Source organism: Deltaproteobacteria bacterium (assembly GCA_009930495.1).
GTDB lineage: Bacteria > Desulfobacterota > Desulfovibrionia > Desulfovibrionales > Desulfomicrobiaceae > Desulfomicrobium.
Genome location: RZYB01000071.1, coordinates 1 through 12,418 on the forward strand (window position 1 = coordinate 1; position 12,418 = coordinate 12,418).

The 12,418-nt window shown below is 59.4% G+C and carries 11 protein-coding genes; 3 read left to right on the forward strand and 8 right to left on the reverse strand.

Annotated elements, in window-relative coordinates; all coding sequences use genetic code 11:
* The first annotated feature begins 244 nt into the window (after positions 1-244).
* On the forward strand, positions 245-463 hold the full coding sequence (locus tag EOL86_07620) for a hypothetical protein (protein NCD25445.1): 219 nt from the start codon (positions 245-247) through the stop codon (positions 461-463).
* A 396-nt stretch (positions 464-859) separates the two neighbouring features.
* Positions 860-1,177 (forward strand): TusE/DsrC/DsvC family sulfur relay protein, encoded by a 318-nt coding sequence (tusE, locus tag EOL86_07625; GenBank protein ID NCD25446.1) that lies wholly within the window; start codon positions 860-862, stop codon positions 1,175-1,177.
* 63 nt (positions 1,178-1,240) lie between these two features.
* Here the strand turns inward: tusE and malQ are convergent, their stop codons facing one another.
* The 6 genes from malQ to EOL86_07655 form a co-directional block, all read right to left on the reverse strand.
* A complete protein-coding gene (malQ, locus tag EOL86_07630; GenBank protein ID NCD25447.1) occupies positions 1,241-2,737 on the reverse strand; it encodes a 4-alpha-glucanotransferase in 1,497 nt (498 codons plus the stop codon).
* Positions 2,738-2,742: 5 nt separating this feature from the next.
* Positions 2,743-4,623, reverse strand: coding sequence for a 1,4-alpha-glucan branching protein GlgB (gene glgB / locus EOL86_07635; protein ID NCD25448.1), 1,881 nt, complete (start codon positions 4,621-4,623; stop codon positions 2,743-2,745).
* 360 nt (positions 4,624-4,983) lie between these two features.
* Entirely contained in the window at positions 4,984-6,081 is a 1,098-nt protein-coding gene (locus EOL86_07640) for a CofH family radical SAM protein (GenBank protein NCD25449.1), read from the reverse strand.
* Positions 6,082-6,168: 87 nt separating this feature from the next.
* Positions 6,169-7,905: a 30S ribosomal protein S1 gene (locus tag EOL86_07645; GenBank protein ID NCD25450.1), complete on the reverse strand. Its 1,737-nt coding sequence runs from the start codon at positions 7,903-7,905 to the stop codon at positions 6,169-6,171.
* A 122-nt stretch (positions 7,906-8,027) separates the two neighbouring features.
* A complete protein-coding gene (gene rimO, locus EOL86_07650; GenBank protein NCD25451.1) occupies positions 8,028-9,359 on the reverse strand; it encodes a 30S ribosomal protein S12 methylthiotransferase RimO in 1,332 nt (443 codons plus the stop codon).
* Positions 9,360-10,382 carry a radical SAM protein gene (locus EOL86_07655; GenBank protein ID NCD25452.1) on the reverse strand — a complete coding sequence of 341 codons (1,023 nt, stop codon included), beginning with the start codon at positions 10,380-10,382 and terminating at the stop codon, positions 9,360-9,362.
* Positions 10,383-10,567: 185 nt separating this feature from the next.
* Here EOL86_07655 and EOL86_07660 point away from each other — a divergent pair, with 185 nt between their 5' ends.
* Complete coding sequence (locus EOL86_07660; GenBank protein ID NCD25453.1) at positions 10,568-10,861, forward strand: integration host factor subunit alpha; 294 nt, start codon at positions 10,568-10,570, stop codon at positions 10,859-10,861.
* Here the strand turns inward: EOL86_07660 and EOL86_07665 are convergent.
* Both EOL86_07665 and EOL86_07670 read right to left on the reverse strand, forming a co-directional pair.
* Positions 10,848-11,573 carry a septal ring lytic transglycosylase RlpA family protein gene (locus EOL86_07665; GenBank protein ID NCD25454.1) on the reverse strand — a complete coding sequence of 242 codons (726 nt, stop codon included), beginning with the start codon at positions 11,571-11,573 and terminating at the stop codon, positions 10,848-10,850. The two genes, EOL86_07660 and EOL86_07665, sit on opposite strands and share 14 nt — an antisense overlap.
* A gap of 35 nt (positions 11,574-11,608) precedes the next feature.
* The gene (locus tag EOL86_07670) at positions 11,609-12,214 is read right to left on the reverse strand and encodes a hypothetical protein (GenBank protein NCD25455.1); all 606 of its coding nucleotides are present in this window, start codon (positions 12,212-12,214) and stop codon (positions 11,609-11,611) included.
* Positions 12,215-12,418 lie beyond the last annotated feature (204 nt).

The following is a 12,418-nucleotide window of genomic DNA, read 5'->3' on the forward strand; positions in this document are numbered from 1 at the left end:
CCAGATCCAGATTGAGCGTTTCCCACATCTCGCGATAGGCTTCGTTGGTCATTGCATCCTCCATGAAATTTTCCATTGTCTGCGGGAAAGTCCGGACAGATGCAAATTCGATTCATCGATACATACCGCCCTTTTCCATCGTCCAGGTCTATCGGACGGCAACGCCGAATAGGCTTTGACGATTCCGACCCAAGCTTTTATGCGAAACCCATGCACTGTGGATCATCCAACAAGGAGCCGCGACATGACCAAACAATTCACCGTCTCGACGACATGTCCCCGCTGTGGACACACCGCCGCCGTCTCCCACGGCGAGGCGGCCATGCGTGAAACATTTGGCAACGATCCAACCATCTCCGTGCTCTGCCCCAAATGTCAGACAAATTTTGAGCAGCCCATGGAGCTGGCCTGCGCCGAATGGGACGACTTCTGCCAGGAAATTCCACTGCCCGCCGATGTGTAGGGCCCAACCCAGACCAAGGACCAAATCATGATTTTCGTCGTGACCAAATGCGCGGACTGTCCCTTTTTAAGCATGGTGGACGGACACCGCGCCTGTAATATCGCCATCCCCCACCACCGTCCCATCCCCGACGACGAGGAACGGCCATCATGGTGCAAGATGCGCAAGGAACAGATAATTGTTCGAGATTTCAAATAGCCAGACAGTGATCGTTCTTTCGTCTTTCCTGTTGAAGTGTTGGGCCTCATTTGCTAGAGAGGCCACCAGTGTCGACTGGGAGGTGGAGAAGGCTTGTCTCATTGACAAAGAAATACCTTCACCATAGGGAGAGCCTTTGCAAACTCTTTTTCCGGAAGGAAAAATTTTGAGGAACAACATCTTAAGGAGGAATTGAGCATGGCAACAATTGAATTCCAGGGTAAAAGTTTCGAAATCGATGAAGACGGTTTCCTTCTGAAGTTCGAAGACTGGACCCCTGAATGGGTCGAGTATGTCAAGGACAGCGAAGGCATCGCCGAAATCACCGAAGCTCACCAGCAGATCCTGGACTTCCTGCAGGACTACTACAAGAAGAACGGTATTGCGCCCATGGTCCGCATTCTGTCCAAGTCCACTGGCTACAAGCTGAAACAGATCTACGAGCTGTTCCCCTCCGGTCCTGGTAAGGGTGCGTGTAAGATGGCTGGTCTGCCCAAGCCCACCGGTTGCGTGTAGCCACCAATTTTTTCCCCAAAAACCCTGCCTGGCAGGGTTTTTTTTTGCCCGCGCCCGGGCGGGTCAACGCCCGTAGATGTGGGCCAAGGTCCGCATCCGCGCCGAAAGCGCCTCGGTCTGGACTCCAGCAGGCAGACGCCACCCCCAGTTTCCACCCGCGACACCGGGCATGTTCATGCGGCCCTCTCCATCCAGGCCAAGATAATCCTGCATGGGAATAATGGCCAAATCGGCCACGGAAGCCAGGGTCAGCCGGATCAGGACATCGGCGGCATCGGCTTCCGTGACATTCCAGCCCACATAGGCTCGCAATCGTTCCCGGCCATCCGGCCCCAGCTCCTCGGCAAACCAAGCGCGCGTGGTGTTGTTATCGTGAGTTCCCGTGAAAGCCACGCTGTTCGGGACGACGTTGTGCGGAATGTAGGTGTTTTGCCCCATGTTCTCGGAAAAAGCGAACTGGAGCACCTTCATGCCCGGAAAACCAAACCGGCCCATGAGCTCCGTCACATCCGGCGTGATCACGCCCAAATCCTCGGCCACGAGCCTTAAATCCGGAACTGCCCGCGACACGGCCTCGAACAACTTTTCGCCTGGGCCGGGTATCCACGATCCGTTCTCGGCCGTGGGCTCGCAGGCCGGCACCTGCCAGAAGGCGCAAAAGCCCCGAAAATGATCCAGACGGACCAGATCGTAACGCCGGCTTTCATGCGCCAGGCGTTGGATCCACCACGAAAACCCGGTCCGTTCCAGACGCTCCCAGGCGTAGACGGGATTGCCCCACATCTGGCCGGTCGCGCTGAAATAATCTGGTGGCGCACCCGCCGAGTAAACAGGCAGGCCCGTGTCATCGAGCTCGAAAATACCTCGATTGGCCCACACATCGCAGCTGTCCAGGCTGACGTAAATCGGCGCGTCGCCCATGATCGCGATGCCCAAATCCGTGCAATGCCGGCGCAGGTCCCGCCACTGCCGCGCAAACAGATATTGGTAAAAACGCTCCTGGAGCATGGAATACCCCAACCGCGCCCGTGCCGCGCGCAAGGCCGCCTCCTCCCGCAGACGCAATTCCATGGGCCAGGCGAACCATGGCGCGAAATTCTGCTCGCGCTTCAACGCCATGAACAAAACATAATCATCCAGCCAAGCCTCCTCCCGCTGGCAAAAATCCTCGAACGCGGCATTCGCGCGCAGTCGGGGCAAGGCGCTGTCGAAGGCCGCTTCGAGCACGTGCATGCGCCACGCGGCTGCGGAGGAGTAATCCACCCGGCCCAAGGGAAAATCCGGCGCACGATGGATGTCCTCGGCCCGCACCAACCCGGACCGGGCCAACAGGTCCACGCTGATAAAGAGCACGTTGCCGGCAAAGGCGGAGTAGCTGCTATACGGCGAATTGCCCGCTCCGGCGTTGATCGGGGTCAGGGGCAGCATTTGCCACACGGACTGGCCCGAACGGGCCAAAAAATCCGCGAAAGCATGGGCTTCCGGGCCGAAATCCCCCAATCCATGCCGGGATGGCAGGGAAGAGACATGCAAAAGCACGCCAGCGCGGCGAGTGTTCATCGGCATCACTCGCCCTCGGGCATGAAATAAACCACGGCCAGGGGCGGCAACACCAGATTCAGCGAAAAAGGTCGACCATGGACGGGAATGGCCTCGGCCCGCGCGCCGCCCATGTTGCCGACCCCGCTGCCGCCATAGTGAATGCTGTCGGAATTGAGCGCCTCGCGCCACATCCCGCCCCGGTCCACGCCCACGGCATAATGTTCGCGGACAACTGGCGTGAAATTACACACCACCAGCACGGTCCGGGAGCCAGCCTTGCGGAAAAAACTGAGCACGCTCTGGTCCGAATCGTGGCAATTTTCCCAGCAAAACCCCGCCGGGTCGAAATCCAGTTCATGCAATGCCGGACACTCCCGGTAAAACCGGTTCACATCCCGCACCCAGCTCCGCAAACCGTCGTGCGCCGGAAAGGTCAGCAGCTCCCAGTCCAGGGCCCGATCGTGGTTCCATTCATTCCACTGGCCAAATTCCGCGCCCATGAACAACAGTTTCTTGCCTGGCAGGCCGTACATATATCCAAACAAAACCCGCAGACCGGCCATTTGCCGCCACGCATCTCCTGGCATCTTGGACAGTAGCGATTTTTTGCCATGAACCACCTCGTCGTGGGAAAGAGGCAGGACAAAATTCTCGGCATAAGCGTACCACAAGGCAAACGTGAGCAGGTTGTGGTGGTATTTGCGGTAGATCGGGTCGTATTCCATGTAGGTCAGGGAGTCGTTCATCCAGCCCATGTTCCACTTCAGCCCAAACCCCAGACCACCCAGATAGACGGGCTTGGAAACCATGGGCCAGGACGTGGACTCCTCGGCGATGGTCTGCACGTCGGGAAATTCCTGATACACGGCCTTGTTCAATTCGCGCAGCAGCTCGATGGCCTCCAGGTTTTCCCGACCGCCATGGCGGTTGGGAATCCACTCCCCTTCGCCCCGTGAATAATCAAGGTAGAGCATGGAGGCCACGCCATCCACGCGCAGCCCATCGAGATGGAATTCGCGCAGCCAATACAGGGCATTGCAAATCAAAAACCCCGCGACCTCATAGCGGCCATAGTTGAAAATGGCGCTCGTCCATTCGGGATGAAATCCCTGACGCGGATCGGCATGCTCGTACAAGGCGGTCCCATCGAAATATGCCAGGCCATGGGCGTCGGTCGGAAAATGTCCCGGCACCCAATCCAGGATAACACCAATGCCCCGCTGGTGCAGATAATCCACGAAATAACGAAAATCCTGGGGCGAGCCGTAGCGGCTGGACGGCGCGAAGTAACCGGTGCTCTGATACCCCCAGGAACCATAAAACGGATGCTCGGCCACGGGCATCAGCTCGACATGGGTAAAGCCCATATCCTGGGCATAGGCCGCCAACTCATGGGCGATGCGCCGGTAATTCAAGAAATCGCCCTGCTCGTCCCGACGCCACGAACCCAAATGAACCTCATAGATGGCCCAGGGACTGGCCAGGGAATTGCGCTCCCCCCGGTCTTTCATCCAGGCCGCGTCGTCCCACCCGTAATCGAGATCCCAAATGATCGAGGCCGTGGCCGGCGGCTCCTCGTTGAACAGGGCGTAGGGATCGGCGCGCTCACCCGACCCGCCGGACCAGGAAATGAAATACTTGTAGCGCTGACCATGTCTGGCCGCCGGCACGAGGCCCTCCCAAACTCCGGAACTGTCCAGACGCACGGCCATGGGGGCCGCGGTCCGATCCCAGTGATTGAAATCCCCGACCACGGAAACATAGCTGGCGTTGGGCGCCCAGACCGCGAAGCGGTATCCTCCGTCGGGGGCGGGATGGGCGCCAAAAAGTTCGTAAAGCCGCCCATGGCGGCCTTGCTTGAACAGGTAAACATCAAGATCGCCGAAACCGTGCGGACTGGACATGGATAAACCTCCGGAATTTCCCGACAGGATAGAAAAGAGAACACACCATTGGCAAGCTTCGGAAAGTTTCGTCGCAAAAAAAAAGCGCGGTCAACGCCGCGCTCCATCCATCACCCCAAAAAACGCCCTAGTGATGGTGCTCGTTCATGCCTTCCTTGATGCGGTACAGCGCGGCGATAACGATGGCCGCGAGGTAGGTGAAAATCCCGAGGACCCCGATGAAGCCCTGCACCGTGCTGTGCAGCATGTTTCCAAAAAGTTCTCCCAGCATGCGTTCCTCCTCGTATCGTATTCCAGCAACCCATATGTGGAACATTTCACAACCATGTTCCGCTTGAAAAATCAAGGAAAAAGCGGCCTTCAAGCCCGAAGCGTCGAGACCTCGTCGAAAAGGGCGTCGCGCTGCACCGGGACAAAGCCACTGGCCGAAATGGTATCCACCAACTCGCCGATGGTCATCCCCTTGGGCGAATCGGCTCCGGCCGCATGTCCGATTTTTTCCTCGACGATGGTCCCGTCGAAGTCATCGGCGCCGGCCCACAGCGCCATTTGCGCGGCCTTGATTCCGGCAAAGGCCCAGTACGCCTTGATATGTGGAATGTTGTCCAGCATCAAACGGGACACGGCGATCATGCGCAGGTATTCCTCGCCGGTGGGACCGGCGGCCCGAAGCTCGTTGTTGCGCGGCTGGTAGGCCAAGGGAATGAAGCACACAAAACCCGGCTTGGCGTCCTCCAGGATGCGCAGGGCGTCGAGATGCTCGACACGGTCTTCCCAGGATTCAATGTGCCCGAAAAGCATGGTGCTGTTGGTCTTGATGCCCATGTCATGGGCCAGGCCATGAATGGCCAGCCAACGCTCGCCGCTGACTTTTTCCGGACAGAGCTTGGCGCGCATGGCCGCGGAAAAAACCTCGGCCCCACCGCCGGTCAGCACCTGGAGCCCGACCGCGCGCAGTTCTTCGAGCACGGTCCGCTCATCGCGGTTCCAGGTATCGGCGAAATGGGCGATCTCCACGGCCGTGAAAGCCTTGATCACGGCCTGGGGACGAATTTGCCGGCACAAGGCCACCAGATCGAGATAGTATTGATAGGGCAGGTCCGGATTGAGCCCACCGACAATGTGGATTTCCCGGATGGGATGATCCTTGCGCGCCTCGAGCATGCCCCGAACCGTGTCCAGGGAATGGGCGTAGCCGCCCTCTTCGCCCTTGCGCTTGAAAAACGCGCAAAACCGACACTGATTCTTGCAGATGTTCGTATAGTTCAGATGCTGGTTATAGACATAATACGCCTTGTCCCCATGTCGGGCTCGACGCTGGCGCAGGGCGGCCTCGCCGAGTTCATGGACCGAGGCGTGGCGGGCGATATCCAGAGCGAAATCGCATTCGATGCGCTCGCCGGGTTTCAAGGTCGCCAGGCGTTTTCTGGCGGCGGAGCTGAGTCCGTTTTCCATCATGCTCATCCTCAAAAAAAAGAGGCCGCACCCTGGGTGGATGCAGCCTCCGTGTCAGACTCGAATACCGGGCACGAAGCTGCCGCGGGGCTATTCCTCGTCGCTCTCGGCGTTTTCTTCCATCTTCTGACGGATCATGTCGCCCAGGTTGCTGCCGGTCATGGTGCCACTCTGGGTGGTGCGGAATTCCGCGCCGCCACGCTTGCGCTCGGGTTCCTGCTGTTTCAGGGACAGGCCCAGACGACGTTCGTCGGCGCTGACATGAATGACCTTGGCCTCGATGGTGTCGCCCTCGTTGAAGGCTTCCTTGGGGGTCTTGATCTTCTTCTTGCTCATCTCGCTGACATGGACCAAGCCCTCGATGCCTTCCTCGACTTCCACGAACAGTCCGAAATCGGTGATGTTGGTGATGGTGCCGGTCAGCAACGTACCCACGGGGTAGCGATTGGGCACGTCCAGCCACGGATCGTCGGAGAGCTGCTTGATGCCCAGGGTGAACTTTTCGTTCTCCTTGTCCACGGTCAAGACCTTGGCCCGGACCACGTCACCGACCTTGTACAGCTCGTTGGGGTGACGGATCTTCTTGGTCCAGGACAGATCGGAGACATGGATGAGGCCGTCAATGCCGTCCTCGATGCCAATGAACAGCCCGAACTCGGTGATATTCTTGACGCTGGCCTCGAGGATGGTGCCCTCGGGGTATTTCTCGGCCACCAGATCCCACGGATTGGGAGCAACCTGCTTCATGCCCAGGGAGATACGCTTGCGGTCCACGTCCACGCCCAGGATGATGACGTCCACTTCGTCGCCGGGGCGGACCATCTGGGAGGGGTGACGCAGCTTGCGGGTCCAGGACATTTCGGAAATGTGCACCAGGCCTTCCACGCCGGGTTCCAGCTCCACGAAGGCGCCGTAATCGACCAGGTTGGTGACCTTGCCGGACAGTTTCTGGCCCTCGGGATACTTCTCGGAGATATTGGCCCACGGATCGGGAACCAGCTGCTTCAGACCCAGGGAGACCTTCTTGGCCTCCTGGTCGAAGGACAGCACCTTGAGCTGCAATTCGTCGCCCAGCTGGACCATTTCCTTGGGATGCTTGATGCGCTTCCAGGACATGTCGGTGATGTGCAGCAGGCCGTCCAAGCCGCCCAGATCGATGAACACACCGTATTCGGTGATGTTCTTGACCACGCCGTTCACGGTCTGACCTTCTTCCAACGTGGTCAGCAGCTCGCCGCGCTTGCGGTCGCGATCTTCCTCGAGCAGCACGCGACGGGAAACGATGACGTTGCTGCGGCGACGATTGATCTTGAGCACGCGAAATTCAAAATCCTGGTTGACCAGGGCATCCATATCCGGGACCGGACGCAGATCGACGTGGGAGCCGGGCAAAAATGCCTCGATGCCTTTGATTTCAACAACATAGCCACCCTTGATCCGACGCATGATCCGACCGACAACAACATCGCCGGTTTCCAGAAGCTTTTCCAGCTCGTCCAGGACCTGCATGCGCTTGGCCTTGTCCCGGGAAAGAACGATGGACCCTTCACGCTCGTTCTTCCGAACAACATATACGTCGACGGTGTCGCCGACTTTGACAGCCACCTGGCCATTTTCCATGAATTCGTCGAGCGGAATCTGGCCTTCGGACTTGAAATTGACATCCACGAGAATGTAGGTGTCGTCGATTTTCACGACTTCGCCAGAGACGATGACACCTTCTTCGATATCGCCGAAGTCGGAGTTGAGATAGTTTTCGAGTTGAGACTCGAAATCCATATCCATCATTTCGTCCATGGTTTCTGCCGTGGTTTGAGTGTTGTTCATATGTTTACCCCCTAACGAAAAATAAATTTGGGCAGTCCTAGCAGAGAGCCCCATGGTTGACAACCAGAATAATCTTCGCAAAAAAGTGTGTTTTTGAGTTCGTCAAAGTACCCGCCCGGAGCTCAGGCCAGGGCCACCAGATCATACGTCTTGGTTTCCTCGACCACGGCCCGCGCCATCCTGCCCGGGGCCACGCCCTCCCCACTGACATAGGTCATGCCGTCCACCTCCGGCGCCTGGAACCAGGTCCGCCCCTCGAACAGTCCCGGCCATTCCTCATGGGGACGGTCCACCAAAACCTCCACCTCCAGCCCTTCCTGGCCGGCCAGAATTTCCTCGCTGATTTCGGCTTGCAGCATCATGATCCGCTCGCGCCGCTCCTCCTTGACCTCGTCCGGGAGCTGATCAGGCAACGTGGCCGCCTCGGACCCCTCCTCGGGATAATACGGAAAAACACCCAGATGGGTGAATCGGGCCTCGCGCACGAAATCTTCCAGGGCCCGGAAATGGGCCTCGGTCTCGCCCGGATACCCGACGATAAACGTCGTGCGCAGCGCCGCATCCGGAAAAAATTCGCGCACCTGCTCGATGACCTGGCGTGGATCGCGTCGGAAAGGGCGGCCCATGGAAGCCAGGATATCGGGATGGGCGTGTTGCAGGGGAATATCGAAATACGGAACAAACGGACGACCCAGCCCTGCCAGGAAGCGGAGCAACTCCCGGTCCAGACCGGACGGATAGAGATACATGAGCCGCAGCCAGGCCAGACCGGGCAGGACCGCGAGCTTTTCGATCAACGTGCGCAGGGCGTTTTTCTCGCCCCGGTCCCGGCCATACGCGGTGACGTCCTGGGCGATAAGGACCAGTTCCTGGCGCCCCTGGCCCAGGCACCAGGCCGCGTCGTCCACGATCTCGGCCAGGGGGCGGCTTACGAGCGGCCCCCGGATGGATGGAATGGTGCAGAACCGGCAACGGTTGTCGCAGCCTTCGGCGATTTTGAGATAGGCAAAGCTGGGCGGCGTGGTCAGCAGGCGGGCCTGTCCCCCGGGCCCGTCACCCGAAACGGGCAGGACATCCTCGGACCGATTCCGGCTGGCGAGCATCTCCCGCGCCAGATCGCTCAGCTCCGCCTGCCGGGCGATTTCCAGAAAAAGATCGACTTCCGGCAATTCGGCCCGCAAATCCTGACCGTACCTGTTGACCAAGCACCCCGTGACCACGAGCAATGGTTTCGGCGTCAATCCGGCCACGTCCTGGGCCGTGTCCAAAATGACCTGAAGCGACTCGCCGACGGCCGGCTCGATGAAGCCGCAGGTGTTGATCAAGACCACGTCGGCCTCCCGTGGCGACAGGACATTGACCAAACCCGGCCCAAGGGCACCCAGCATCCACTCCGTATCGACCTGATTCTTCGGGCATCCCAGACTGATGGTGTGCACCCGCGTTTTTTGCATCTATTCCTCCACGTCCACGGCAATGTCCCGATCGGGCCACGCGCGTAAAATCCGTTTGGTGATTCCGAGCCGCTCCAGGCGCGGGGCGTTGGCTCGTCCGAGTCCCCACAAATCGCCCCCCAGACGGCGCGGCACGCACATGGCGCGGACCGTCAGACCGGCGAGCTTGTTTTCCAAAAAACAACACATCGCCTCGGACCGGACCATGTTTCCGAAAGCTGGATGCCACGGCCCGGCCACCATCCCGGAACGCAGACCGGCCTCATCGGCCAATCCGACACGGATGACCCGGATGCCTGCTTCCCAAAAACGCAACACAGCCCAGCCGCACTCGCGCACGGCCATGTCCAGTGGCCAGGGCGCGTACTCGCCCCGGGCATGCCACCGGGCCAGCTCGGTCCCGGCCATGACCACGCAGGGGTACACGCGGACCACCTCGGGGCGCTGGGCAATGGCCAAATCCACGTCATCACGCCACAAGGTCGGATCGTGGCCGGGAAGACCCGGCAAAAGCTGGATGCCCAGACGCAATCCCGCCTCGTGGACCATGCGGCAGGCCGTGGCGGCCACCTCGGGCGTGTATCCCCGGCCGCTGGCGCGCAAGACATCCGCCTGGAAAGACTGCACACCGAGTTCGACCATGTCCACGCCCCGCTCCCGGAGCAGGCGCAACGTCTCGGGATCGATCCTGTCCGGACGCGTGGAAACGCGGACATGGTCAAGCCCCTGGCTCCTCGCCTCGGAGGCCACGCCCAGGAAGCGTTCTTGCCACGTCCGGTCCAGACCGGTGAAGGTTCCACCAAAAAAGCCCACGCCAAAGGGAGCGCGTCCGGCGGCCAGGCGTGCCCGCAGCTCGACCAGGGCCGTATCCAGACTGATCCCGGCCACGCCGGTCTGGGCATGTTGGTCGCAAAAGACGCACCGCCCCGGGCAACCGGCAAAGGGCAGAAAAAACGGAACCAGCCGGATCTTCGCTCCGGGCGGTTCGGGATGGGGAAAGCGCAGGACGCGGATTTTGGACATATTCCTTAAAAAGAAAAAAAAACAAGCTGTTATGCTTGAAAAAAAAAAACGTGTCAGATAAAGGTCGAACAAGAATGTGAACGATCTGCGCGCATTCCCGTTTTTTCCCTAAAAATCACTGTATATTAACCGCATAGAAACATTGCACCTTTATCCCTGGGCCATGGAACCGGCCAGGAGGCACGATGAGCAGCAACACCCTGACGAAAGCCGAAATTGTGGACAACATCTATGAAAAATCCGACCGCAACCGGGCCGAGGTCAAGGCCCAGGTCGAGGCCATGCTTGATATCATGAAGGATGCCGTCAAAAAAGACCATTCCCTCCTGATCAGCGGATTCGGCAAGTTCGAAGCCTACGAAAAGGACGCGCGCAAGGGCCGCAATCCGCAAACCAGCGAATCCATCATTCTTTCCGAACGCAAGGTCGTGGTTTTCCGCATTTCGCGCAAGCTGCGGGCCGAGCTCAATCCGCAATAACAAAGCAATCCGGGCTTTCCCTGGTCAGGCGGACACGAACGGCCTCGGCCTCGCCCAGGCTGGAGAAAGCCCCGATCTGCACCCGCCAGAACGTTGTTCCGTTCAACTCTCCCACCGAGACCCTTGTCCCGGCAAATCCTCGCGCGATCAGCCGCGCCTTGAGCCTGCTGGCGTTCTCGGCCACGGCGAAAGCACCATATTGCACATAGAACGGCCCCTGATACCGAAGTTTTTGCCCGGCCACGGTTTCCAGATAGACCCTGGCCGTGCCCGGACCGACAACGCCCAGATAATCGGCCGCGGCGTAGGATAAATCAATGATGCGATTGTTGACGAAGGGCCCGCGATCATTGACCCGCACCTCGGCCCGGCGTCCGTTGTCCAGGTTCTGCACCAAGAGACGCGTCTGCATGGGCAAAATTCGATGCGCCGCCGTCATTTGATACATATCGTAGCGTTCACCGTTGGCCGTCTTCTTGCCGTGAAAGTTAGGGCCATACCAGGAGGCGACGCCGGTCTCGGAATATCCGTCCGCCGAGCCCAGTGGATAGTAGGTTTGTCCCAGGACCGTGTACGGCTTGTAGGTCCCGCCCTTCTTGGAGGGCTTCGATGTCGCGGGAGGCTTGGACGGTTCGTACACACCCGGAATGCGCGGCGCGCCACACCCGGTCAAGCCCAGGCAAAAAAGGGCCAAGGCCAATGCCATCAGCATCGCCCTGGCCAGCGAAGTGTTCGGATTCCGTGAAATCAAGCCCGGCCCTCCCCGCGCACGGTCAACAAAATATCCCCACCGGCCGAGGCCACAACCTCGCGCAGGGCTCCACAGTCCACATTCCCGCCGTTCCACCGGCAGGCATCCCCGAGCGCGCTGGCACCCTGGTCGTCCAGATATTGCGCCAAGGCGTCCGGGGAAACAACCACGCCCCGCGCGAAAACCGGGTCGCAGCAATCCACGGCCACGAAATTGAACATCTTGACCGTGGCCACGCCTTTCAGCTTGGAGTGATGGCGGTCCACCAAATCCGGCCGAAAGGCCCGAATCGGACTGGAACGGCGCAGGGCAATACCGCACAGCCCCGGCATGGTCCCGCTCATGCCCACCTGGTCGCCGTCCCCGACCATCTCGGATCGCCAGTCATCAACCGGCGCATTGTTCAAAAAAAGTCCCGGCACGCTCTCCGTGGCATAGCGCTCCTCCATCCCCAACACCGTGATCATGAAATCACGCATGCTCACGGGATGTTCGAGCACCACCCCCACTCCGCGACGCAGCAAGGCGGCCCAGGATGAGGCCAGGGGCGCGGACGTGTTGATGTCGAGATGACTCCATTGCGATCGAATTGTGTCTTCCATGACATAACCTCCTTTTCTTCTTGACTTTTTCCACTCCACGTCCTCTAGGATCAAGAAAAAATCAAGCCCGCGTCGTCGTGGGTCGCAACACACCAAAGGAGCAAACATGAAAATTCTACGCATCAATACGCGAACCAAGAGCTTCACATTCGAAGAGCTTGGCGATCTGGTCGGCCTGGGCGGACGTGCCCTGACCTCCAGGGT